Genomic DNA, 25961 nt, shown 5'->3' on the forward strand with positions numbered 1-25961 from the left:
AAAAATATATTACCTACAATCAATCTATTTTGAGTTTAACAAAAAAGAAATTAACAAGAATTTATGATTCTTTACTTCGCTTCATTTCTATTTTTACAATCGAAGACTAACCACTATTAAAAAATATGCTAAAAATTTCAAAATTTATATTTTACGTTTTATTATTTACTTCTTCCATTCTTTACTCTCAAATTAATCAGAATAAAAAATCGCTAAATATTAAAAGAAGTAATCATAAAGCTCCTAAAATTGATGGATTATTAAATGATAATGCTTGGAAAGGTTTAGAAATCGCAAAAGATTTTATAATGATGGAACCAAATAATGGTGCTAAAGAAGATCCAAACTATAAAACAGAAGTTAAGGTGTTGTATGACGATGAAGCTATTTACGTTGCTGCAATGATGTATCATCCCAATCCTTCTAAAATGGCGATGGAATTTACAAATAGAGACATTAAAGGAAATGCAGATCACTTTTCTTTAGTTTTAAACCCTAGTAATGATGGTTTAAATGCAACTTTATTTGAAGTTACATCCGCAGGTACACAGGTAGATGCAAAAGTAACAGACGGAAAAGATGATTCAAATTGGAGTGCTGTTTGGAAAAGTGCCATAAAAACATTAGATAATGGTTGGTCATTAGAAATAAAAATTCCGTACTCTGCTTTACGTTTTTCTAATCAAGAAGTACAAACATGGGGTATTCAGTTTGGTCGAAAATTAATTAATCAAAACGCACAATACACCTGGAATCATATCGACAATACAAAAGGAATTTGGACTCAGTATGATGGACTTTTAAAAGGAATTAGAGATATTAATCCACCAACACGTTTAAGTTTTTATCCATACGCATCAACTTCAGTTTCTCATTTTGATGGAGAAACAGTTTACAATCACAGTGTAGGACTAGATTTAAAATATGGTATTACAGAAAACTTCACGCTTGATTTAACACTTGTTCCTGATTTTGCTCAAACTGCTTTTGATAATGTTACTTTAAATCTTGGTCCATATGAACAGCGTTTTAATGAACAAAGAGCTTTTTTTACAGAAGGAACAGAATTATTTAATAAAGGGAGAATGTTTTATTCTAGAAGAATTGGAAATAGACCTGTAGGATATTATAATGCATACGACAATTTAGCTAATAACGAAGAGGTAATTGACAACCCAAACAAAGTTAATATGCTTAACGCAGTTAAAATTTCTGGGAGAACTAAAGGCGGATTAGGTATTGGTTTTTTCAATGCAATTACAGATGAAACAAAAGCGACCATTAAAAAAACCACAATTGTTGGAAATAGACCTGTAGATGAGTATTCTAAAAAAATAACGGAACCATTTGCTAATTACAATGTTTTTGTTTTAGATCAGCAGTTCGGAAAACGATCTTCAGTAACTTTAATTAATACAAGTGTACTTAGAGAAGGAGAATTTAGAGATGCAAACGTCACTGGTTTTTTGTATGATTTAGTAAACAGTCCAAACTCATATAAAATTGATGGACATTTAAAAGTGAGTAATATTAGAGAAAATGGCCTCAATGAAACGGGTTATGGTTTTAATACTGGTATTTCTAAAATTTCTGGAAATTGGCAAGGTGAAATCGGCTATTATATGCAAGATGACAAGTTTAATTATAACGATATAGGATTTCAAAGAAGCAACAACAGCCAGTCGGTATATCTTATGGGAAGCTATAAAATTTTAAAACCAGTTGGAAATTTCAACGACTTTAGAGTTAACTTTAGAATGTTTAACAGCTTTTTATATAGCAATCCTGTATATACGGGAAATAGTATAAATTTAGGTTTTTCTGCCACTACAAAAAAACGTTTTTCTTTTGGACTAGAAATGGAAGGAAGAATTGGAGAACAACGTGATTATCACGAACCAAGAAAAGACATTTCTGAAGGATGGTATTTAAAGCGGAACTCAGAAGTAGAACTAAAAGGATCCATTTCTACTGACTCAAGAAAAAAATTAGCTCTCGATTTAAAAATGCAAAAGAAAGCTGTCTTTGACAATGAAGAAACAGGCTTTGGTTTTGAATTAGGACCAAGATATCGTATTAATAATAAAACTTCAATTATTTATAAATACAACTACAATAACAATAATAACATCATTGGTTACACAGGAACCCAAAACAATGACATCCTTTTTGGAAAAAGAAATTCTAAGGCTCATGAAAATAGTTTAAGCGGTAAATATAGCTTTAGTACAAAGTCTTCTTTATCATTATCCTTTAGACATTATTGGACTACAGTTGAATATGACAATCAGTTTTACAGTTTAAAAAGAGATGGTACTTTATCAAATCATAATTATACAGGAAATCATGATGTGAATTTTAATAGCTGGAATATTGATTTAAATTACTTGTGGGAATTTGCACCTGGAAGTCAAATAGTGGCTTTCTATAGAAATTCTATTTACAATTCTAATGATCAATCTCAATTAAACTTCATCAATAACCTTAAAGACTTATTTAACCAACCATCTCTGCATGTGTTTTCATTAAAATTTGTGTATTATATTGATTATAATAACATAAAGAACATCTTTTAGCAAATAATAATCTTAAGTAGAAAATCCTCAATTATTAGATTGAGGATTTTTTTTTACAGCTCAATACATAGGTTCTACAGTTCATTACATTGCATTTTGTTTAGTGTGACTCAATAAATAGTTTTGACTCATTAAATCATTTTAAGATTTAATTAACAAACCAAACTGTGACATTTTATTTTTTAAGAAGTCTTTACAGTAATCAATCAAAAAAACAAAAACAAAAACAAATGAAATTACGAGCAATCTCACTACTATTTCTGCTAACTTTTCAAGTAACATTCTCACAAGAAAAAACTGATCGAAAAAAAATAGCTGCAACAAGAATTACAACTCCACCTAAAATTGATGGTATTCTAAATGATGATGCCTGGAAAAACACAGAAAATGCAACAGATTTTATTGTCTTTAGACCAGAAAATGGTAAAGTTGTTTCTAAAGAGTATCAAACAACGGTTAAAGTAATTTATAATGATGATGCAATTTATATTTCTGCAATGATGCATGATCCAAATCCAGATAAGATTCCAATGCAATTTGCTACAAGAGATAATTTTAGCCAAGCAGATTTCTTTTTAGCAACTATAAATCCAAATGATGATGGTCAAAACCCTTTTGAATTTGTTGTGCAAAGTACTGGTAACCAAGGTGATTCTAAAGTTTCAAATGGACGAGAAGATTTTAACTGGAGCGCTGTTTGGCAAAGTGCAGCAAAAATAAATGATAAAGGTTGGGCTGTAGAAATGAAAATTCCATATTCTGCTTTGCGTTTTGCAAATACTCCAATACAACATTGGGGATTTAATTTTCACAGAAGATTAGAGAGATTAAACGAACAACATACTTGGACACATATTGATAATGCAGTTGGAAGATGGACACAACATGATGGTTTGGTAGAAAATTTTAAAGATATTAAACCTCCTACTCGATTAGGATTGTATCCTTATGCTTCTGCGATTACAGAATCTTATAATGGAACTTCTACAAATGATTGGAGTGTTGGATTGGATTTAAAATATGGATTGTCGGAGAACTTTACTTTAGACGCAACTTTAATTCCAGATTTCAGTCAAGCTGGCTTTGATAATGTCGAATTAAATTTAGGTCCATTTGAGCAACAATTTGCCGAACAAAGACAATTTTTTACCGAAGGAACAGAACTTTTTAACAAAGGAAGATTGTTTTATTCTAGAAGAATTGGTAGTTATCCAATAGATCAATTTAATGTTGCAAGTCAATTAAATGCGAATGAAGAAATTATAGACTATCCAGAAAAAGTAACCATGTTAAATGCTATTAAAATTTCTGGAAGAACAAAAAATGGTTTAGGAATAGGTTTTTTTAACGCAATTACAGGAAAAACAGAAGCAACAATTAGAGACAACAGTAATGGCACAACTAGAAAAGTTGAAACTAGTCCGTTTTCAAACTACAATATTTTAGTAGTTGACAAGCAGTTTAATCAAAATTCTGCTATCACATTAATAAATACTAATGTAACAAGAAGTGGAGATTTTAGAGATGCAAATACCACTGGTTTACTTTGGCATATAGAAACAAAAGATAGCAAATACAATGTAGATGGTTCTGTAAAAATGAGCAACATATTTGATGATGTTAACAACCCAAATACTGGATATACTTTTGATACTAGTTTTGGAAAAAATGCTGGAAAATGGAATTGGGAAATCGGATATAATTTTGAAGACGAAAATTTCAATCCAAATGATATGGGGATTTTATTCAGTAATAACGAACAACAAATTTATGGTAACGTAGGTTTTAGAACTTTAAAACCAGAAGGGATTTTTAATCGATATAATTTTAATTTTTATAATAATTTACAATACCAATATAAATCTGGAATTTACACAGGTTATCAAGCGGGATTAAACTTTAATGCAGAAACTAAAAATCGATTTAATTTTGGTGCCAATTTAAACTATGGGTCTGAAAGTAAAGATTTTAACGAACCAAGACAAGGAAACACAAGTGGTGTTTTTTATTCTAGACCAGAAAGATTAAATTTCAACTCTTGGTTCAACACCAATTCTCAGAAAAAATTTGGCTTAAATATGAACCTATTTTATTCAACATATTCTAAAGATCCTAAGAACGGGTTTGGTTTTGGCATAAGTCCACGTTACCGTTTTAGCAATCAATTTTCTTTAAATTACAATTTTAACTATAACAAAACCGTAAATGATAAAGGGTATGTAGATCAAGTTGGAACAGATATTATTTTTGGAAATAGAGATAGAAAAAGTTATGTAAACTCCGTTTCTGGTAGATATAATTTCAGTACAAAATCTTCTTTATCATTATCATTTAGACATTATTGGAGTTCTGTAGATTATACAAATAGCTACTTTAAATTAAATACTGACGGAAGTTTATCTCCAGAAACATACAATAACGGTAGCGATGTAAATTTTAATAGCTGGAATTTAGATTTAAATTACATCTGGCAATTTGCTCCTGGAAGTCAGTTAATTGCGTTATATCGTAATACAATTTTTAATCAAGATTCTAATTCGAGTTTAGATTTCTTTAAAAATTTAGATAATTTATTTGAGCAACCAAATCAAAATGTGTTTTCATTACGATTTGTTTATTATATAGATTACAACAAACTAAAAAATATATTTTAGATTCCATTAAATATATTATAAAAAGATCTTGTTGTATAAAAGCTTCAAGGTCTTTTCTGTTTTTATATAACTTATTTTTAATACTTTCGTTGTATTGATATATAACTATGATAATTGCTAAAAACATACATAAATCTTACGGTAACGTTAACGTTTTAAAAGGTGTAGATTTACACATAAAAAAAGGCGAAGTTGTTGCTATTGTTGGTCCGTCTGGAGCAGGGAAAACAACTTTATTACAAATCATCGGAACGTTAGACAAACCACAACCTGATGTTGATTACGAATTGATTTTAAATGCAACTTCTTTGAAAGAAATATCTGACAATAAAATTTCTAAATTTAGAAATCAACACATCGGTTTTATATTTCAATTTCATCAATTATTACCAGAGTTTACAGCGTTAGAAAATGTTTGCATTCCTGCATTTATTGCAAAAAAAGAAAAGAAAGAAACCGAGAAAAAAGCCAAAGAAATCTTAGACTTTTTAGGTTTAGAAGATCGATATCATCACAAACCAAATCAACTTTCTGGAGGAGAACAACAACGTGTTGCAGTTGCAAGGGCGTTAATTAATAATCCGTCTGTAATTTTAGCTGACGAACCAAGTGGAAATTTAGATTCTACTTCTGCACAAAATTTACACGAACTTTTTTTTCAGTTAAGAGATCAATTCAACCAAACCTTTGTTTTAGTAACACACAACGAAGAATTAGCTGCAATGGCAGACAGAACGTTAACAATGAAAGATGGTGTAATTATTTAAGAACACTTATTTTAATTCCATAAAATGCCAATAAACAAAGCTGATTTAAAAGTTTTTTTAGACGAGAAAGTAGTTTTATACAACAATCCGAAGTTTATTGAGTCTGACCCAATTCAAATTCCACATCAGTTTTCTAAAAAAGAAGATATTGAAATTGCAGGATTTTTAACAGCAACTATTGCTTGGGGAAATCGGAAAATGATTATCAACAACTCCAATAAGCTAATGGAATTGTTAGATAATTCTCCGTACGATTTTATTATAAATCATCAAGAATCAGATTTAGAACGGTTTCAAAATTTTGTTCATAGAACGTTTAATTCGGTGGATGCAATTCAGTTTATAAAATCTTTGCAACATATGTATCAAAACCACAACGGGCTCGAGCAATCACTTGCTATTAAAGATAATACAAAGAATTATAGAACAGCAATTTCAAATTTTAAAACGTTGTTTTTTGAAATTCCTCATCAACAAAGAACACAAAAACACATTTCTGATCCTTTAAAAGGTTCGGCAGCAAAAAGAATCAATATGTTTTTACGTTGGATGGTTAGAAATGATGCTTGTGGAGTTGACTTTGGAGTTTGGAAAACACATAATCCAGCAAACATTTCTTGTCCGATTGATGTACATTCTGGAAACGTTGCGCGTAAATTAGGTTTGCTAAAAAGAAAACAAAACGATTGGAAAGCTGTAATTGAACTAGATAATAGTTTACGTATTCTAGATAAAAATGATCCTTCAAAATACGATTTTGCATTATTTGGTTTAGGCGTTTTTGAGAAATTTTAATTCATTAAAAAGTAAGTTTAGTTTACTTATATTTGAAAACTAATAACAGCACATGCAATTTAAACATCCAGAAATTTTATACTTTTTAGGGTTTATCATCATCCCAATTTTAGTGCATTTATTTCAATTGCAAAAATTCAAAAAAACACCTTTTACAAACGTTGCATTTTTACAAAAATTAATACTACAAACTCGCAAAAGTTCTAAGCTAAAAAAATGGCTCATTTTAGCTTCTAGAATTTTACTTTTTTCTGCAATTATTATTGCCTTTTCACAACCGTATTTTAGTGATAAAAAAGCAGAAAAAAACCAACATACTTTTATTTATTTAGATACTTCTTTGAGTTTAAATGCCAAAGGAGAAAAAGGTGATTTATTACAAAATGCTATTAAAGAAATTATAGAAAATAGTTCAGAAAACGAATCGTATAGTTTGCTTACAAATTCTGATTTCTATGAAAATATAAACTCAAACGAGCTTAAAAAAACATTACTAAACGTAAAACCTAATGCGCAATATAGAAGTTTAGAAGAAGTTTTGTTAAAAATTGAAAGTTTTAAGTCAAATAGAATAAATACTTTATATAAATCAATATTAGTATCTGATTTTCAAATTAATAGTAAAAATAAAAAAATCAATTTTACAAATGTAACATCGCCCATTTCTTTTATAAAACTTAATTTGGCACAAAAAAACAATATTTCTATTGATAGTCTTTTTATAGACAATCAAAATGACAACAATTTTACAGTAACTGTTCTCATAAAAAATCAAGGTGCTTTAAAAAACAATATTTCCATTGCACTTTATAACAACGAATCTGTTGTTTCAAAGCAAACTTTTTCTATCAATGAAAATGAAATAAAAAGCATCTCTTTTCCTATTCAAAATCTAACGAAAATTAATGGAAAAATCACTCTCGATTTTGATGATGTTTTCAGCTTCGATAACACGTTTTATTTTACTACAAATTCAACTAAAAAAATCAACGTTTTTAGCATCGGAAAAAACCATCAATTCTTATCAAAAATTTACACAAAAAACGAGTTCAATTTTAGCTCAAGTTCTTTGCAAAATAGCAACTATAATGTGTTGGAAAAACAAGAACTTATTATCTTAAATGAATTGGAAGAATTGCCAACATCTTTAAGAACTTTTTTGCAAACACATTTAAAAGAAGGAAAAAGTTTGGTGGTAATTCCTAATGAAAATTTAAACATCAATTCTTACAATTCATTTTTTAGCAACATTCAAATTGGCAACATTTTTAACAAAATAAGCGACTCATTAAAAATCACCAACATCAACTTTAAAAATCCGTTTTTTAGAAATGTGTTTTCTAAAGATGTTCAAAATTTTCAATATCCAATTGTAAAAAATTATTACACTTCTCGTTTTAAACAGGCTTCCAGTTTATTGAATTTTGAAAATCAACAAGACTTTATCAATCAAATTTCTATTAAAAACGGAAATGTATTTTGGTTTGCAAGTGCTTTAAATACTAATACCAGCAACTTTATAAATTCTCCGTTAGTAGTTCCTGTTTTTTACAACTTTGGTAAGTTCAGTGCAAAATATCCAAAACCTTATTATACAATTGGAGAAACAAATTTAATTGACGTTGCAACCGTTTTAAAGAAAGATGAAGTTTTAACAATAAAAGACAATGTAAATTCATTTATTCCGCTTCAACAATTATACTCAACAAAGGTTACTTTAGAAACTACTGACAATCCAGAAAAGCAAGGTTTATATACGGTAAACAAAGACAATGTTACTATCGAAACTATTGCTTTTAACTATAATAAATCAGAAAGTGAGTTGACTTTTTTAAATATCAAAGAAGAAATAAAAGGCAACGAAAACCTACAATATTCAGAATCTATTGCTGCAGTTTTACAGAAAAATACAGAGAAAAATAAAGTTACTTGGCTTTGGAAATGGTTTTTAGCATTAGCTATTGTATCTTTGATCTTTGAAATATTGATTTTAAAATTCTTCAAACCATGAGTACGCTCCTAAAATCAGCTACTATAATAGACGCTAGCAGTCAATTCAATAATCAAAAAAAAGACATTTTAATTACCGATGGTGTAATTAAAAAAATCGCAAATTCAATTCCAACAAAACCAAATTACTCCGTTGTAAATTTAGAAAACCTACATGTTTCCTGTGGATGGTTTGACACAAGTGTTTCATTCGGAGAACCAGGTTTTGAGGAAAGAGAAACCATTGCAAACGGTTTGCAAACAGCGGCAAAAAGTGGTTTTACAACCGTTGCAATCAACTCAAATACCAATCCGTTTATTGACAATAAATCTGCTGTTGAATTTTTAATCAACAAAGGAAAAGGATATGCTACAACATTATTTCCAATTGCTTCCTTAACTCAGAAAAGTGAAGGAAAAGAAATGGCAGAATTGTACGACATGCAACAATCTGGCGCCGTTGCTTTTGGAGATTATAATAAATCAATAGCCAATGACAATTTAATGAAAGTTGCTTTATTGTACGCTCAAAATTTTGACGGATTAATCATCAATTTTCCGAATAACAATTCAATTGCAGCCGAAGGTTTAGCAAACGAAGGCAACAACAGTACAAAATTAGGATTAAAAGGAATTCCTGCGTTAGCAGAACACTTACAAATTGCAAGAGATTTATTCTTATTAGAATATACTGGCGGAAAATTACATATTCCTACCATCTCTACAGCAGATTCTGTAAAACTAATTAAAGACGCAAAAAAGAAAGGTTTACAAGTCACGTGCAGCGTTAGCGCACATCATTTAACTTTAACTGATGACGAACTACACGGATTTGACAGCAATGTAAAAGTTACGCCGCCTTTACGAACTCAAAAAGATTGCAAAGCTTTAATTAAAGCTGTAAAAGATGGAATTATCGATATCATTACTTCTGATCACAATCCAATAGATATCGAACATAAAAAAGTAGAATTTAGCGCAGCTAAAGATGGAACAATCGGTTTAGAAAGTTGTTTTGGCGCAGTAAATTCGGTTTTAACTTTAGAAGAAAGCATTGAGTCTTTAACTACAAAACCTCGTGCCATATTTGATTTAGAAACTATTTCTATCGCAGTTGGCGAAAAAGCAGAAATTAGTTTATTCAATCCTGAATTAAATTATACGTTTGCTAAAGAAAACATCTTATCAACATCTAAAAACTCAGCGTTTTTAGAAAAAAAACTAATCGGAAAAGCTTACGGAATCTTTGCAAACAACAAATTAGTTATCCATTAAATTTTATGAAATCAGAATTACATTATATTGTTCGCCAACCAAAAACTGAACAAGAAAATCCGCCTTTATTAATTTTATTACACGGTTACGGAAGCAACGAAGAAGATTTATTTTCATTCGCGTCAGAATTGCCAGACGAATTATTAATTGTAAGCGCAAGAGCGCCTTTTGACATGAATTTTGGAGGTTTTTCTTGGTACGAAATCACATTAGATGCAAATAACGAGAAGTTCTCTAATTTAGACGAAGCAAGACAATCTTTAACCAAAATTGCTAACTTTATTGATTATATAAAAGCAACTTATCAATCAGATTTAAATAATACTTTTCTATTAGGATTTAGTCAAGGTGCCATTTTAAGTTATGCGTTGAGTTTGAATTTTCCGAATAAAGTAAATCACGTTATTGCATTGAGTGGTTACATCAACACAGAATTAGTTCCTGCTTCGGTTTCTGATTTAAATATTACTACAGATTATTATATTTCTCACGGAACAGTAGATCAGGTTTTACCTGTTGATTGGGCAAGAAAAGCACCCATTTATTTAAATGCAAATAAGTTGAAAAATGTGTATTCTGAATATCCAGTTGGACACGGAGTTGCACCACAAAACTTCTACAGTTTTAAAAAGTGGATTGAAGAGCGTTTGTAAAATTTGATTTTAAGAAGTCTTAGGTTTTAAATTTTTGTTCAATAGCTCAATAAATTGAACACTTGTAAATGGTTTTGGTATAACATCTACAAAACCAATTTTAAAATAACCTTCTATATCTTCTTTGGTACTATTGGCTGTTAGTGCCAAAAATGGTGTTTCTGAGTTTTTTTCATGATAGACTTCTTTCTGAATTATTAAATTATCTCCTGTAAGATTTGGCATATTTATATCTAGCAGTACTATGTCAAAAGTTTTCTTTTGTAATTCAATAAGCGCTTCTACTCCATCTTTTACCATAGTAAAATTAGCATGCTCTTTGTTAAGAATATGCGCTACAATTGCTCTATTCAAATAATTATCATCAGCAACTAAAATTTTACTGTCTTTAATATAATTTTTCTCAGTGATTTTTTTTGATAAATTTTCCTCAACACTTACTGAAGTAACAATTTGAAAAGGAATTTCAACAAGAAAAGTAGTACCAACATTAATTTTACTACTTACTGTAATTGATCCATTCATTGCTGCAACCAAATGCTTTACAATAGACAAGCCCAAACCAGCTCCTTTATGAATTCTATTATCATCAATTTCATTTTGCTGATATTCTTCAAAAATTGTAGCAGCTTGTTGTTCAGACATTCCTCTTCCTGTATCAATTACAGTAAAAGAAATTCTCACATCTTTATCATTCAAAGAAATCACATCAACATTCGTTGTAACTGTCCCTTTTTGAGTAAATTTTATAGAGTTATTAATTAAATTAGTTAGTACTTGATAAATTCTAACTTCGTCTCCAGAAATAAATTTTGGTAATTTTGGTGAGCAATTAAAATTTAATTCAATATCAATATCTGCATGGCTGCTTTTGTAGTTGTTGCGAAGTTGATCTACTAATTGTTTTAAATTTACGGCTGAATTACTTAATTGTAATTTTCCTGCTTCTACTCTCGATAAATCAAGAATATCATCAACAATTACTTTTAAATTTTTACCAGAAATGGTTAAATTTTTTAAATACTCTTCTATTTCATTAGAAGTTTTTTCTTTATTAATTAATTCGGTATAACCAAGAATTACGTTTAAGGGATTTCTAACTTCATGACTCATCATTGCTAAAAATCGTGACTTTTCTTTATTCGCTTTATCGGCAATTTTTCGAAGTCTATCTAGTTCAATATTTTTTTCATTAAGTTCTCTTTTTAAGAAAAAAAGATCGTTTCTATTTTGGTTGAGTTCTTCAGCATATTTATAAACATTGGTTCTATTGTGTATCAAAACAGAAACCTCAGTATCTGTTTTAAACATCTCTACATCAACATTATACTCAATATCATCAGAAACAATTAACATTCCTTCAATCATAAAGGGCTCGTTAACTATTAAAGCATCTAAAGTACCTTCTAAAAAAGGACAAACTTGATAAATAGATTGATTTATTGCAAACTCTTTATCTATAAATTTTCCTGCAACAATCTGACTAACAACTCCTTGGTGAGTTGTTATTAAATCAATAAAAACTTTTTCTATTTTAGAGGAAATCAAATTATCTATTTTATGGATTTATTTGCTAATTCTATAAATGCATCTTCTACATTTTCATCTTCTTTTGCACTTGTAATTAGGTCTACAGTAATAGAAATCTCTTGTCTAATTTGTTTGATTTCATCAGAAGTCAATAAATCTTTTTTATTACCAACAACCATAATATTTTTTAACCCAGAAAGTTCTTTTACACTTTCTACTTGGCTCTTTAAATTAATATAGGTTTCTTCTCTAGACAAATCAAACACATACATTGCAGCACTAGATCCTAAAAAATAAGCTTTTGGTATTTTTTTGTTACCACTTGTACCAGCAACATCCCAAATTAATAGTTTAATTTGCTCTCCTTTTAATTCAACAATTTTAGAACTAACTCTTACACCAATTGTGCTTATATAATCTTCCGAAAATTCGTTCAGTACAAATCTTCTAATTAATGAAGTTTTTCCTACTCCAAAATTACCAACTAATAAAACTTTTTTTGAAATCATTAATATGGATTCATTAACACTACTCAGTTTTAATAAGAGTTTTATGTATTATTTTATTTAATTTTTCTTCATTGGAAAGATAGCTTCTATCTCTTAAAATTACTTCTGCAAGAGTATTAATATTGTCTAGAAGTTTATCTTTAAAATTAGAGTTTATTACTCCAGATGTAGCAGTAGCTATATAAATTGATTTATAATTTTGAATAGAAAGTTGAAAGGTTTCAAATTTAATATCTTCTAAATTTTGTCCTTCTTTAGAAAATGCGTCTTCTGCAAAAGATTTAATGGCAGTTAACATACCAGAAATCATATCTTTATCTGCAATATGACCTCTAGAATAACTACCTGCAAGCAATCCTGACTCTTTTTCAATTACAAAAACTTCTTCTATAATTGGTTCAAAAACTTCTTGTAAAACAACTTCAGAAGCAGTCTTTTTACCTTTAAATGAACGTTTTATAATCTGAGTAAGTGAAAATTTGTTTTTAATAGTCTCGTTAATACTATCTGATAATTTTGTAATTTCTGCAACAATAAATTTCTTGACTAACTTACCCATAATAGGGTAAAGTGCCTCTACAACTTCGTCTTGAGACTCTTTAATTTGAACTTTAATAGTTTCAGTAATAGTCTCTCCAAAATAGGTAGGAAAATTTTCTTTTAAATCTTCTATTTTATCATCTACAATTGGATTAACTTTTTTTGAAAATTTTTCACGTTCAATAAATTCTTCTTTTAAAACGTTAAAATCTTTTCGATCTTCAGCTAGTAGAAGTTCTTTGAGCAACTCAAAACGATTATCTTTATTATCTACAGTCGTTTCTTTCATCTATTCTTGCAGCATCTGTGCAATTTTTTCTAAAGCTTTACCTAGTTTTACTCTATCTACTTTTTCATCATCTAAATCTGCAAGTCTTTTGTCTAAATCGTCATTTAAGTCTTGAAATTTATGATCAACTAAGCTTTCTAAATCTGCTAATTTATTTTCAAGATCTGAAACAGATTTTGCTAAATTTTTGGTAGTTTGTTCTTCTAATGATTTTATTTTTTCAAAAACATCTGCAAATTCAGTATCATATTGTTGAATATTCTCACCAAATATAAGGTCCCTAACTGCTGCAATTCTATTATCAACTATTTGTTGTTTTTCTACTGCCTCGTTATTTTGTTCAGCATTTTTTGCCATAAATTTTAAGATTGAATTAATGTTTATTTTTTTTTAAAGTATTAACTAAAGCTCAGAAAACATGAGCTATATATACAAATATACATTAAAAATCAGTTTACAAGAACCTAAATACTTATTTTTAAACCATCATAAGCTAAAAACACATTCTTTGGTAATGTTTTTTCAACTTCATCATGAAAACCTAATTTATGGCTGATATGAGAAAAATAAGCGCGTTGTGGATTAATTTCCTTTACAAACTCTAAAGCATCTTTTAAGTTAAAATGTGTTGGGTGCGATTCTTGTCGTAAAGCATTTACTACCAAAACTTTTACACCCTTTAGTTTTTCTTTTTCTGTGTCAGAAATTGTTTTTACATCAGTTAAATAAGCAAAGTTTCCAAATCGGTAACAGGTTACTGGCAATCTTCCGTGTAAAACTTCTATTGGCGTAACTTCTACTCCATCTAAATAAAAAGATGTGTCGTCAATAATATTTACAGCAACTTTTGCTGCTCCAGGATATCTATTTTCTGTAGTAAAAATGTATTCAAATCGTTGTTCTAAACTTTTTAAAGTCCTTTTATCAACATAAATTGGCACTTCTCCAATTTGATAACTAAACGGTCTTATATCATCAAAACCTGCTGTATGATCAGAATGTTCATGTGTAAATAAAATTCCATTAATGCTTTGTACATTTTCTCGTAACATTTGTGTTCTAAAGTCTGGACTACAATCCACAATATAATTTACATTGTTCCAAGAAACCATAATTGATGAGCGCAATCGTTTATCTTTTATGTTTTTAGACAAACAAACCGGATGATTATTTGCTATCATTGGTATTCCTTGAGAAGTTCCTGTACCTAAAAAAGTAATTTTCATAAACGATAAAAAGTGTTCAATATACGCACAAAAATAAGATAAAATTTGACTAGAAAAGCTTAATTTCACTACATTTGTTATATAAAACTTTATCAATGGGAATTACGTTAAAAGGAGATCAAAAAATTACCGCAGTACCATCAACAAAAAGCAAATCGTTGCGTGTTAATTTAAATGCACATATTTATGGAACATTTGCAGAAATTGGTGCTGGACAAGAAACAGTGCGTAATTTTTTTAGAGCTGGTGGAGCATCAGGAACTATTGCAAAAGCAATGAGTGCATATGATAAAGATTTTTCTGATGCCATTTACGGAGTTGAATCTGACAATAGATATGTAACTGAACCAAGGTTAAAAACCATGCTTTCTCATGAAATTGAGTTGATGGAAGAACGCTTGAGCAGAAAAAAACATCCTGATAAATTATTTTTTAGTTACGCAAATACAGTTGCAACGATAAATTTTAGTAAAAAATTTAAAGGCCATGGTTGGGTTGGAGTTCGTTTTCAGCTAGATCCTTTAGAAGATTATAATGAAATTGTTTTGCATTTGCGTTTTAAAGAAACTGATGCGCGTTTACAACAAGAAACGTTAGGTATTTTAGGAGTAAATCTAATTTACGGTGCGTTTTACATGAACGATAATCCGAAGGAATTGGTAAAATCATTTTATGACAACTTAAATAAAGATCAGTTAGAAATTGACATGATTAATTTCTCTGGACCGCGTTTTATGTATGTTGACAATCGTTTGATGAGTTTACAATTGGTAAGAAATGGAATGACAAATGCCGTAATGTTTGATTCTGAAGGTCATAATTTATTACCCGCACAAGTTTTATATAAAAAGAATATTTTGGCTTTGCGTGGCAGCTTTAGACCGGTTACCAAAGTAAATATGGATATGTACGAAAAATCTAAAGAGCTCTTTTTTAGTGAACGTAAAGTAGATCCAAAAAACTCACAAATTATTTTTGAAATTACATTAGCTAATTTAAGAGCAGAAGGAGAAATTAATGAACGAGATTTCTTAGACAGAGCAGAATTATTATGTTCTCTTGGTCAGAATGTAATGATTACCAATTTTCAAGAATATTATAAATTAGTAGAATATTTTAGTGAGTTTACAAAAGAAAGAATGGCATTGGCTATGGGCGTTTATAATCTAATTCAGATTTTTGACGAAAAGTATTATCGCAATGTTAGTGGTGGAATTTTAGAAGCTTTTGGCAAACTTTTTTATAGAGATTTAAAAGTATATATGTATCCGTATAAAGATGAAGAATCTGGAGAATATATTACGAGCGAAAATCTAAAAGTGCATCCAAGAATGAAAGAACTATACAAGTTCTTTAAACACAACGGAAAACTGATAGACATAAAAGATTACGATCCAGAAATACTACATATATTTTCTAGAAGAGTTTTAAAAATGATTAGCACAAGTCAAGCTGGTTGGGAAAAAATGTTGCCAGAAGGAATTGCAGAATTGATAAAAAAAGACAGACTTTTTGGATATGTTAAAAGAAAAAAGGCAGTTAAATAATTTTTAGCTTAAACCTTTTTACTTTCTTATTGTCTAAAACAAAAACAATTAGTTGGTAGACGAAATAAATTTTATAGAACAGCTACAAAACGTAAAAACTAAGGAGCAAGCATTTAGAAAACTTGTAACTACTTATAAAGCACGTTTGTATTGGCATATTCGTAAAATTGTTGTTTCACATGATGATGCTGATGATGTTTTACAAAATACTTTTATCAAAGTTTTTAGAGGCATCGATAACTTTAAACAAGAAAGTCAACTTTTTTCTTGGATGTACAGAATTGCAACAAACGAATCAATTAGTTTTATCAACAAAAGAGCAAAAGAAAAGAATGTAGATATTTCTGATTATCAACATAGTTTAACATCAAACTTAGATAGTGACATTCATTTTAATGGAGATAAAATTCAGCTTATATTACAAAAAGCAATTAAAACACTACCAACAAAACAACAATTGGTGTTTAATATGAAATATTTTGATGAGTTAAAATACAAAGAAATATCAGAAATATTAGAAACATCAGAAGGTGCATTAAAAGCATCCTATTTTCATGCAGTAAAAAAAATTGAAGATTATATAAAAAATAAGACACATTAATTAAACCTTTTAAAGACTTTATAGTCTAAGAATTAAATGGATACAAAAAACAAATATAGTTTAGAACACATTAAGAGTATTACTCAGAATAAAAGTGGATTTTCTACACCAGAAAATTACTTTGATTCTGTAGAAGATTCAGTGTTTTCTAGAATAACTGAGCAATCGTTTGCTAAAGAAAATACTTTTACAGCTCCGAAAGACTATTTTGAAAATTTTGAAGATTCGTTATTTACTAAAATTAATTTCCCTAAAAAAGAAGTAAAAGTAATTTCATTAAAATCTAGATTGTTACAAATAATTCCTGCCGCAGCAGCAGCAAGTGTATTGCTTTTTATCGGTCTAAATTCCTTTTCCTTTACAGATACAACTACATTTGAATCAATTTCATCTGAAGAATTAGAGAATTGGTTAGATCAAAGTTATATAAACAATGCATCATCAACAGTTAATTTTGTTGATGCAGATTTTAAAGATAGTAATGTGCTAGAAGAAGATACATCTATAAATGATGAAGATATATTAGAGTATTTAAACACTATAGATAATGTTACATTATTAACAGAAATAGAATCATAATGAGTAAAAGAAACTACATATTTACACTAATTTTTACGCTTCTTATAAGCACACCACTATTTTCGCAAGAAAGAGGAAGCAATAAAAAAATTAAAACCTTAAAGGTTTCCTATATAACAGAAAAATTAGCGTTAACATCACAAGAAGCTTCTAAGTTTTGGCCTGTATATAACAAGTTTGAAAAAGAACGTTATCAGTTATATCATGTAGAAAGAGCTGAAATGAAAAAAAAGATTGATGGTTTGGGCGGAGTTGATAAACTAACTGAAAAACAAGCTGAAGCTTTTACAAAAGACATGTTAGCTTTAGAAAAGTTAGATTATGAGACAAATGTTAGATATCAGAATGCTCTTAAAAAAGTAATCTCTTACAAGAAAATTGTAAAATTACAAATGGTAGAAAGAGATTTTAACAGACAACTCTTTAGAAGGTACAAAAACCGAAAATCAAAGGATAAAAAATAACCTATTTCATAAAAAAAGGAGAACTAATTAGTTCTCCTTTTTTTTATCTTTTATTTTCTATCAAAGCTAAACAAACAAATAATTCTGGTTTATTTGAAGTGAATTGCTTGATCCAAATTGTTAACTCATTTACTTCATGAGGCAACAATCTTTTTAGTGCTTTTTCTAGCTCTTTACAGAATAAATCTGCACTAAAGCTTACTTTTTTTAGTACTGTTTTAGTGTACTCAAACATTGCTCTTGCCATACTTAATTTTGGGGTATTATTAAGTTAAACGATTACTATTTTCTTTTAGTATATACTTTTATAAAAATACAAAAAAAATCATCTTTTTGCAAAGATGATTTTGTAAAAATACGTTAAAAATTAACGTTAAATTTTATTCAATTTTTCTACTAAAGCATTTGCTTTAGCTTCTAACTCAACATTAATAGCTTTATAATGAGCTCTTTTATTTTCAACACCTTTTGCATGTACTTTTTCGATTAATACATCAAAAGACTCTATAGCTTCATCGATAATTGCTTCAGTTTTCTTTGAATTTTCTGGAGTTAACATTTGAGCGATATAACACTCTTCGATAATATCTCCTAAAGTATAATTAATATCTTTTTTTAAATTTTTTACGCTTGCCATAATCTTCTTTATTTTGGATGCAAATTTACTATAAATTATTGACTTAAAATGAAATAATTATATTACATTTTTTCATACATCGCTCTTAATTTTTCTCTGGTGATTGTTTTTTGCCAATCTTTCCCTAAAGCGTTTTCCCAAAGCGGTACCATTCCCATTGAAACATTAATCATGGTATCAAATTCTTCGTCTGATAAATCTTTACACAATCCTTTAGGAATATGAATATTATGTTTTTTAACCATTTGCTTAAATTCTGCAACTCCTTCTGGATAAAACTCTTCTAATTGATCAAAAACTATACAGTTACCAATTCCATGTTTTGTTCCTAAAAGATACGAAAGTCCATAACTCATTGCATGTGCAACACCAACTTGAGAATATGCAATACTCATTCCTCCATGCCAAGAAGCCATCATTAATTTATCTTGACCATCCTCATCACGTGCATCTTTTTCTAAATACACTTCTCTACATAAATCCAACGATTTTTCTCCGTAACTCTGACTAAATGCATTTAAAAACGTTCCTGTTAACGATTCAATACAGTGAATATAACAATCCATCCCAGTGTAAAACCATTGGTTTGTGTCTACATCTTTTGTTAATTCTGGATCTAAAACCACTTGATCAAAAGGTGTATAATCAGAATTCATTCCTAATTTACGTTCTGGACCAGTTAAAACTGTTGTTCTAGAAACCTCTGCTCCTGTTCCAGAAATAGTTGGAATTCCAACATGATACACTCCTGGATTTTTAACCAAATCCCAACCTTGATAATCTGCAGAACTTCCTGGATTAGTTAACATCAAAGCGATTGCTTTTGCATAATCTAACATGGTTCCTCCACCAATTCCGATAATTCCAGACGGAATTTCATCAAATTCAGCAACTAAATCATCTCTATAACCATCAACATAACTTGTTTTAGGCTCTTCCTCTGCACTTACATAAATAATTTTATCATTAAAATGCAACGGAATTCTACTGATTAACCAGTCATTCCCTTTAAAAACATCATCTACAATAAATATAAATGGTGCTTTTTCACTCACACGTTTTTCACTTAATATTTCATCTAATTGATTAAAACATCCTCTACCAAAAACTACGCGAGGAACCATTGGAAAATTTCTAAAACTCATTGCTTATTAATTTAATATTAGCACAAAAATACATCAATCTAAAGAATTGTAAGTATATCTGATAATTTTTTTATTGTTTTATAGTCTGTTTTTGATTGTTGATTGGTTGCTACTTCTTCGTGCGCCCAAGTTGTATGAAACGGAACATGAATTGCTAATGCACCAATATTAACTAAAGGTAATATATCTGATTTTAATGAATTACCAATCATTAATAGTTGATTTGGTTCAATATCTAAATGAGAAACTAATTTTTTATAATCAACTTCTTTTTTATCAGTCATTACTTCTATATGGTGAAAATATTTTAACAATCCTGATTTTTCTAATTTACGTTCTTGATCTAATAAATCGCCTTTTGTTGCTACAATTAATTTGTATTTTCCGTGTAACTCTTTTAAAACTTTTTCAACATCATCTAGTAATTCAATTGGTTTTTCAAGCATTTCTTTTCCAATTTCTAATATCTGTTCTATTTTTTGTTGACTGATTTTATAATTCGATAATTCTAATGCACTTTCTACCATCGATAACATGAATCCTTTTACTCCATATCCATAAATTGATAGGTTTTTAATTTCGGTCTTAAACAATTCTTGATCAATTTTATTCTCTGTTTCGTAAGCAGCTAATAATTTTGCGAATTTGGTTTCAGCTTCTCTAAAATACGTTTCATTTACCCAAAGCGTATCGTCAGCGTCAAAAGCAATTACTTGTATGTTTTTATACATTTTTTAAAATTATGTAAGAAATATTTTTGTCTGTTCGAGCGGAGTCGAGAACTCATTAGAAGTTAAATTTAAAAAAACATCTTGACTCCGCTCGATGAGACAATAATCGAGAAGTTTTAATTTTCTAAATATTTTTGTGCTTTAATCAAATCTTCTGGCGTATCTATTTCAATTCCCATAAAATCTGTTTCTACCATTTTAATCTTTTTCCCATATTCTAAATAACGAATACATTCAATTTTTTCGGTTGCTTCTAAAGAACGCATTGGTAAATGATAAAAATCTAAAATGGCTTGTTTTCTAAACGCATACACTCCGATATGTTCAAAATAACGAGCTCCAGCATTTTTATCTCTCGGATACGGAATTGGCGAACGAGAAAAGTACAGAGCGAAATCATGTTCATCTACAATTACTTTTACATAATTAGGGTCTGTAATATCTTTCCAATCTGTAATTTCTTGCATTAACGAAGCTAAATCTATTTCTTTTGCATCTTCTCCTTTAAAAACTTCCAAGACTTTCTCTAAAGGTTCTTTCTTAACAAAAGGTTCGTCTCCTTGCACGTTTACAACAATATCTATATCTAAATTTTCTACAGCTTCGGCAATTCTATCAGAACCACATTCGTGTTCTTTAATACTCATTATTGCTTTTCCGCCAAACTTCTCCACTTCATTTTTAATGATTTCACTATCAGTAACCACATACACATCATCAAACAAATTGGTAGCTAAAGTTGCTTCATAGGTTCTAACAATTACAGGTTTACCACCTAAATCTGCCATTAATTTTCCTGGAAAACGCGTTGCTCCATAACGAGCAGGAATCATTGCAATAATTTTCATTCTTTATGAATTTTATATTTAAAAATGAGATTCCTGCCTTCGCAGGAATGACAGTAATTTATAATACTGATTTAATTGCAGCAACCATATTCGCTGCTCTTTCGTTTACTTGTTCTTCTGTCCAAGATAATTTTATCAAACAAGAAATATTTCTTGAAATTAAATCATCTGATTGAGGGAATTTAGTATTGTTTAAATCTTGCATTCCGTTTACGATTTGATCTGATAATGGATATAAAGAAACTAAATCTTTTAAATGATTCCATTTACGCACATAATGCCAATCGTTTTCGTAATAATTCCAATATGCATCAACGCCATGTACTTTAAAAGCTTTCACTACTTTATCAGTCAATTCTTTAGTTTCCATAAAGAATGATAAAAATCCTGCGCTATCTCCTGCTTCATCCGGAATTCTTCTAAAACTAACTTCTGGGATTGTTTTTAACGCGTCTTTTAATGCTTTTTTATTTTTACGTTGCGTTGCAACAAAATCATCTAAACGACGAACTTGCGCCAAACCAACAGCAGCATTTAATTCAGAAATTCTAAAGTTGTATCCTAAGAAAGGATGAGATTCTGCACCTCTATCATTACCAACATGATCGTGACCGTGATCTGTATAATGATCTGCATTTATTGCAAGGTTTGGATCATTTGTAACCATCGCTCCACCTTCACCACAGGTAATAGTTTTTACATAATCAAAAGAAAAACAACCTGCATCTCCAATAGTTCCTAGCTTTTTTCCTTTATAAGAACCTCCAATTGCTTGACAAGCATCTTCTAATAAAATTAAATTATGTTTATCGCAAATTGCTTTTAATGCATCTAAATCTGCCATAGAACCACACATGTGAACTGGCATTACAACCTTTGTTTTTGGAGTAATTGCAGCTTCCACAGCTTTAGGATCTAAAGTTAATGTATCGTCAATTTCTACTAAAATTGGAGTTGCTCCTGCTGCTAAAATAGATTCGAAACTAGCCACAAAAGTAAAGGTTGGCATAATTACTTCGTCCCCTGCTCCAACTCCTAAAACTGCCAATGCAACATTTAAAGCTGTTGTACCACTACTTGTTAATTGTGCGTGTTTAACGCCTAAGTTATTTTGTAATTCTTCTTCTAATTCTTTTGCTTTCCAATGTCCGTTTCTAGCACCATCAAATCCGTAACGCATTAAAACTCCACTTTCTAACACATCGTTTACTTCTTTGCGTTCTGCATCTCCAAATAATTCAAATCCTGGCATTTTTATAAATTTTAAAATGAAGTAACAAAGATAAAAAATTAATACTGTAATTAAGCGTCTAATTGCCATGCTATTTCAACCTACGGTTTTAACAAATAATTTAGTATTTGGCATGGTGAAAATGGCACTATATTAAGTATCTTTGATAAGATGGAAACTATAAAAAATATATCAACAGTACTAACACAAGTAATCAAGATGATTCTTTGTGATTACTTTATGTTGTGCCCTGACAAACAGATGCAGAAACAACCAGTTTATGTAACAAGAAACGACCGTAAAAGTAAACGGAGATAACTAGAAAAATATATTATTTTATTTAGGTGCTTTTTATTAAAGCACCTTTTTTTATACAATAATTTTAACTTGAAATTTAAAGGAAACTATATAAAAATTTCTAATAATTCTGAATTTCCACTTGGCTTGATGACAAACTCCTTAAAAGAAGCAGGAACTAAAATTGTTTCTCCAAAATTTAAAATAGCTTCATTTTTATTGTGAATAAAAGTAACTGCACCTTTAACACACATATAAATCACAAAAGAATCTTTATCTGAGTGATTTACCAAAATCTCTTTAGTAACCAATACAATATTTGTAGTAAAATATGGGCAAGAAATAATTTTTGATGCAATATTTTCTTCTTTTTGATAGGTAGTTTTGTATGATTTTTCTGCAGAATAATCAATCGCATTTAATGCTTCTTCAGTGTGCAAATCTCTTTTTTTACCATCAGAATCTGTTCTGTCCCAATCGTAAATTCTATATGTAATATCTGATGTTTGTTGAATTTCTGCCAATAAAACTCCAGCTCCAATTGCGTGCGCTCTTCCAGTCGAAATATAATACACATCGCCTTCTGAAACCTCTTCAACATTTAAAATTTCTAAAAGTGTTTTATTTTCTAAATGCTTTAGATATTCTTGTTTGTTGCTTTCTTTTTTAAAGCCTACAATTAAATTGGCATTCTTATCTGCTTGAACAACATACCACATTTCTGTTTTTCCAAAAGAATTATGGCGTTTTTTTGCCAATGTATCATTTGGATGTAATTGAATACTTAATGCTTCTTTTGCGTCTATAAATTTTATTAAAAGCGGGAATTTCTCTCCAAATACAGAGTAATTCTTTTCTCCGACTATTTCGCCTTTAAATTGAGAAATGAGCGTTTTTAAATCGGTTCCTTTTAAGCTTCCGTTTGCAACAATTGAAGTATCATTATCTACATCAGAAATTTCCCAGCTTTCTCCGATATTATTTTTGTTAGATTTTTTTGCAAGTAATTGCATCAGTTTTTCTCCACCCCAAATTTTCTCTTTTAGGATTGGTTCAAATTTTAAAAACTGTGTAATTTTCATGAAAAATTATCTTGATAAATGAAAGGCAAATTTACAGCATTTCTAGAATCTACAATTCTAAATAAAAAATAATTAACTTTGAAATGATAATCAACTAAAAACCAAACTTATAAAACTGCAAAAAATTAAATATTTATTTGTGTTTTTTAAGTACACTTTTTTCATATGAAAAAACTATTCACACTAGTATTCTTATTCTTAATTTTTAACGGATTTAGTCAAGAAATAAAACTCAAAGAGTATTCACATACCGAGTTTTTTAACATGATAACCGCAGAAAAAGATTCTGTTTTTAGGCTACAAGACGCATTTATTACTTTTTCAAAAGAAGAAGATAATGCTTTTGCTTTTCAACTAGTTGACAACCAATATCAATTTAACAGAAAAGACACCATTTATATAGACAAAACACTAGAGTTGGTAAATGTTCATTTTGAGCACAATCTAGATGACGATTTTCAGCCAGTTGGCTTTTCTTCAATTGTATTTAATAAAGATGTAATTATTGCAGACACCACTTCTTTACTGTTTTACAACTGTATTTTTAAAGGTGATTTAGAAATTGACACAAAAGTTTTAGGAAATAACCAGATCAATCAATTAAATGAAAAGTATATAGAGTATGACCCAAATATTGGATTTTATAATGTTACTTTTTACAAAGATGTTTATTTAGATATTGGCTCTTCAGAAAACTATTCCTCTATTAATTTTAGAATGTTTTACAATACATTTATTTCTAAAGAAGAACGTACCCAAAGTGAAATAAACACAAATAATATTAATCAAACTCATTTTGATGAAAATATATTTGAAGGAAATGGCTATTTAATGCTTGGGATAGACACATCTATGTTTACAAGTGTTTTTAGAAATAATTTCGGAAACTTTAGAGTGGTTTTGGGGAAAAAATCTTTAAACAATGCTGAGATCTATTTAATTGAAGAGAATATTTTTAATACTGAATTAATGTTTTATGTAGATGAATTTAACATTAGTCATACATATAGATGGAGTCAATGGGAAAATAAAATACTTTCTTATGCGGGATATGACATGTATATAAAGGATTTGATGCGTAAAGATAAAACCCTAGAATATGATGAGCTGTTTTTAGTCGATAGTGTTTTTAATAATTATAAAAGCAGGTATAAATTTGAAAATGAATACTCGTATAAATTTGAAATGCGAATGCTTGGGCAATTTTATGATTTTTATAAAGTACAACACGATTCTGAATATGCAAACAAAGTGTATGTTGAATTTAAAAATTTAGAAACCAAACGTTATGCTTATTTATATAAAGAAAACCCTACTTTCAGTTCATATTTTACTTGGAAGATTAATCAGTTTTTAAAGGTTTTTTCTAAATACGGAACCAATCCGTCATTATCAATTGTATTCTCTTTATATGTCATATTTATTTTTGCATTTGTGTATATGTTGTTTCCAAATAATTGGGAAACTGGCAAGAAAAATAAACTGATGAATCGTTTACGATTCTTTACCAAATACTTTAGACAAAACGAAGGGATTAAAGAAATTTACGAAGAAGAAAAACAGCACGATATAATGTCTTATACTGAGTTTAGAGATTATATGCACAGTAGTAAAAAGGAAGTTCCTTGGTTTTTTCTTTGGTTAACAAAGCCTATTTATTATTTCTCATCGTACAATTACAAAATGACCGGAAAAGTGTTACGATATACAGATATTTTAAAAGGACGTTGGGTAGATTTACCTAAAAGAAGAAAAATTACGACTAGTTTTATTATTGGAAGTTGGATGCTTACGTTAATTGTTGTCGATTTATTAATTAAGTTTTTAAACGCGTTAACTTTATCGATAAACACTTTTACAACGCTTGGTTTTGGAGAAATACCAATCAAAGGAATTCCAAGATATTTAGCTGTTGTACAAGGCTTTATTGGATGGTTTATGTTGACTATTTTCTCCGTTTCGTTAATCTCTCAATTGTTAAATTAATTATAGGGTT

At 29.2% G+C, this 25961-nt stretch carries 24 protein-coding genes; 12 read left to right on the plus strand and 12 right to left on the minus strand.

Going from position 1 to position 25961, the window contains the following annotated elements; all coding sequences use genetic code 11:
• Window positions 1-125 precede the first annotated feature (125 nt).
• The 7 genes from ABDX67_RS08405 to ABDX67_RS08435 all read left to right on the plus strand — a co-directional run bounded on the left by ABDX67_RS08405 (window position 126) and on the right by ABDX67_RS08435 (window position 10709).
• A complete protein-coding gene (locus tag ABDX67_RS08405) occupies window positions 126-2576 on the plus strand; it encodes a DUF5916 domain-containing protein (RefSeq protein ID WP_347174557.1) in 2451 nt (816 codons plus the stop codon).
• A 230-nt stretch (window positions 2577-2806) separates the two neighbouring features.
• On the plus strand, window positions 2807-5230 hold the full coding sequence (locus ABDX67_RS08410; RefSeq protein WP_347174559.1) for a DUF5916 domain-containing protein: 2424 nt from the start codon (window positions 2807-2809) through the stop codon (window positions 5228-5230).
• A 107-nt stretch (window positions 5231-5337) separates the two neighbouring features.
• A complete protein-coding gene (locus ABDX67_RS08415; RefSeq protein WP_347174560.1) occupies window positions 5338-5997 on the plus strand; it encodes an ABC transporter ATP-binding protein in 660 nt (219 codons plus the stop codon).
• A gap of 30 nt (window positions 5998-6027) precedes the next feature.
• The gene (locus tag ABDX67_RS08420) at window positions 6028-6792 is read left to right on the plus strand and encodes a TIGR02757 family protein (RefSeq protein ID WP_347174873.1); all 765 of its coding nucleotides are present in this window, start codon (window positions 6028-6030) and stop codon (window positions 6790-6792) included.
• A gap of 52 nt (window positions 6793-6844) precedes the next feature.
• The gene (locus tag ABDX67_RS08425) at window positions 6845-8803 is read left to right on the plus strand and encodes a BatA domain-containing protein (RefSeq protein WP_347174561.1); all 1959 of its coding nucleotides are present in this window, start codon (window positions 6845-6847) and stop codon (window positions 8801-8803) included.
• The gene (locus ABDX67_RS08430) at window positions 8800-10056 is read left to right on the plus strand and encodes a dihydroorotase (protein WP_347174563.1); all 1257 of its coding nucleotides are present in this window, start codon (window positions 8800-8802) and stop codon (window positions 10054-10056) included. Before ABDX67_RS08425 ends, ABDX67_RS08430 begins: the two co-directional genes overlap by 4 nt.
• Window positions 10057-10061: 5 nt before the next feature.
• Window positions 10062-10709: an alpha/beta hydrolase gene (locus ABDX67_RS08435; protein WP_347174565.1), complete on the plus strand. Its 648-nt coding sequence runs from the start codon at window positions 10062-10064 to the stop codon at window positions 10707-10709.
• 9 nt (window positions 10710-10718) lie between these two features.
• Here ABDX67_RS08435 and ABDX67_RS08440 read toward each other — a convergent pair whose 3' ends face one another.
• The 5 genes from ABDX67_RS08440 to ABDX67_RS08460 form a co-directional block, all read right to left on the minus strand.
• The gene (locus ABDX67_RS08440; protein ID WP_347174567.1) at window positions 10719-12257 is read right to left on the minus strand and encodes an ATP-binding response regulator; all 1539 of its coding nucleotides are present in this window, start codon (window positions 12255-12257) and stop codon (window positions 10719-10721) included.
• A 5-nt stretch (window positions 12258-12262) separates the two neighbouring features.
• On the minus strand, window positions 12263-12748 hold the full coding sequence (locus ABDX67_RS08445) for a Rab family GTPase (protein WP_347174569.1): 486 nt from the start codon (window positions 12746-12748) through the stop codon (window positions 12263-12265).
• A 19-nt stretch (window positions 12749-12767) separates the two neighbouring features.
• A complete protein-coding gene (locus ABDX67_RS08450) occupies window positions 12768-13577 on the minus strand; it encodes a cell envelope biogenesis protein OmpA (protein WP_347174571.1) in 810 nt (269 codons plus the stop codon).
• A complete protein-coding gene (locus ABDX67_RS08455) occupies window positions 13578-13934 on the minus strand; it encodes a hypothetical protein (protein ID WP_347174573.1) in 357 nt (118 codons plus the stop codon). It lies immediately after the preceding gene.
• A gap of 107 nt (window positions 13935-14041) precedes the next feature.
• Window positions 14042-14803, minus strand: a complete 762-nt coding sequence (locus ABDX67_RS08460) for an MBL fold metallo-hydrolase (RefSeq protein ID WP_347174575.1) — start codon at window positions 14801-14803, stop codon at window positions 14042-14044.
• A 95-nt stretch (window positions 14804-14898) separates the two neighbouring features.
• Between ABDX67_RS08460 and ABDX67_RS08465 the strand changes: the two genes are divergently transcribed.
• Genes ABDX67_RS08465 through ABDX67_RS08480 form a run of 4 tightly spaced genes read left to right on the plus strand, consistent with a single transcriptional unit; the run spans window position 14899 to window position 17994 of the window.
• Complete coding sequence (locus ABDX67_RS08465) at window positions 14899-16350, plus strand: TonB-dependent receptor (protein ID WP_347174577.1); 1452 nt, start codon at window positions 14899-14901, stop codon at window positions 16348-16350.
• 52 nt (window positions 16351-16402) lie between these two features.
• Window positions 16403-16951: an RNA polymerase sigma factor gene (locus tag ABDX67_RS08470; protein ID WP_347174579.1), complete on the plus strand. Its 549-nt coding sequence runs from the start codon at window positions 16403-16405 to the stop codon at window positions 16949-16951.
• Window positions 16952-16987: 36 nt separating this feature from the next.
• On the plus strand, window positions 16988-17530 hold the full coding sequence (locus tag ABDX67_RS08475) for a hypothetical protein (RefSeq protein ID WP_347174581.1): 543 nt from the start codon (window positions 16988-16990) through the stop codon (window positions 17528-17530).
• The gene (locus ABDX67_RS08480; protein WP_347174582.1) at window positions 17530-17994 is read left to right on the plus strand and encodes a sensor of ECF-type sigma factor; all 465 of its coding nucleotides are present in this window, start codon (window positions 17530-17532) and stop codon (window positions 17992-17994) included. Before ABDX67_RS08475 ends, ABDX67_RS08480 begins: the two co-directional genes overlap by 1 nt.
• Before the next feature lie 43 nt (window positions 17995-18037).
• Here the strand turns inward: ABDX67_RS08480 and ABDX67_RS08485 are convergent, their stop codons facing one another.
• The 7 genes from ABDX67_RS08485 to ABDX67_RS08515 form a co-directional block, all read right to left on the minus strand.
• Window positions 18038-18241, minus strand: a complete 204-nt coding sequence (locus tag ABDX67_RS08485; RefSeq protein ID WP_347174583.1) for a hypothetical protein — start codon at window positions 18239-18241, stop codon at window positions 18038-18040.
• Window positions 18242-18367: 126 nt separating this feature from the next.
• Complete coding sequence (locus ABDX67_RS08490) at window positions 18368-18631, minus strand: hypothetical protein (RefSeq protein ID WP_347174584.1); 264 nt, start codon at window positions 18629-18631, stop codon at window positions 18368-18370.
• A gap of 62 nt (window positions 18632-18693) precedes the next feature.
• A complete protein-coding gene (locus ABDX67_RS08495) occupies window positions 18694-19776 on the minus strand; it encodes an iron-containing alcohol dehydrogenase family protein (RefSeq protein ID WP_347174585.1) in 1083 nt (360 codons plus the stop codon).
• A gap of 38 nt (window positions 19777-19814) precedes the next feature.
• Complete coding sequence (locus ABDX67_RS08500; RefSeq protein ID WP_347174586.1) at window positions 19815-20507, minus strand: HAD family hydrolase; 693 nt, start codon at window positions 20505-20507, stop codon at window positions 19815-19817.
• A 116-nt stretch (window positions 20508-20623) separates the two neighbouring features.
• Window positions 20624-21355: a 3-deoxy-manno-octulosonate cytidylyltransferase gene (gene kdsB, locus ABDX67_RS08505; RefSeq protein ID WP_347174587.1), complete on the minus strand. Its 732-nt coding sequence runs from the start codon at window positions 21353-21355 to the stop codon at window positions 20624-20626.
• Window positions 21356-21413: 58 nt separating this feature from the next.
• Window positions 21414-22607, minus strand: coding sequence for a DegT/DnrJ/EryC1/StrS family aminotransferase (locus tag ABDX67_RS08510; protein WP_347174588.1), 1194 nt, complete (start codon window positions 22605-22607; stop codon window positions 21414-21416).
• A gap of 383 nt (window positions 22608-22990) precedes the next feature.
• The gene (locus ABDX67_RS08515; RefSeq protein WP_347174589.1) at window positions 22991-23965 is read right to left on the minus strand and encodes a type I phosphomannose isomerase catalytic subunit; all 975 of its coding nucleotides are present in this window, start codon (window positions 23963-23965) and stop codon (window positions 22991-22993) included.
• A gap of 165 nt (window positions 23966-24130) precedes the next feature.
• Between ABDX67_RS08515 and ABDX67_RS08520 the strand changes: the two genes are divergently transcribed.
• The gene (locus ABDX67_RS08520; RefSeq protein WP_347174590.1) at window positions 24131-25951 is read left to right on the plus strand and encodes a hypothetical protein; all 1821 of its coding nucleotides are present in this window, start codon (window positions 24131-24133) and stop codon (window positions 25949-25951) included.
• Window positions 25952-25961: the final 10 nt, after the last annotated feature.

It is taken from the genome of Polaribacter uvawellassae (assembly GCF_039748955.1).
In the GTDB taxonomy this organism is placed as follows: Bacteria; Bacteroidota; Bacteroidia; order Flavobacteriales; family Flavobacteriaceae; genus Polaribacter; species Polaribacter uvawellassae.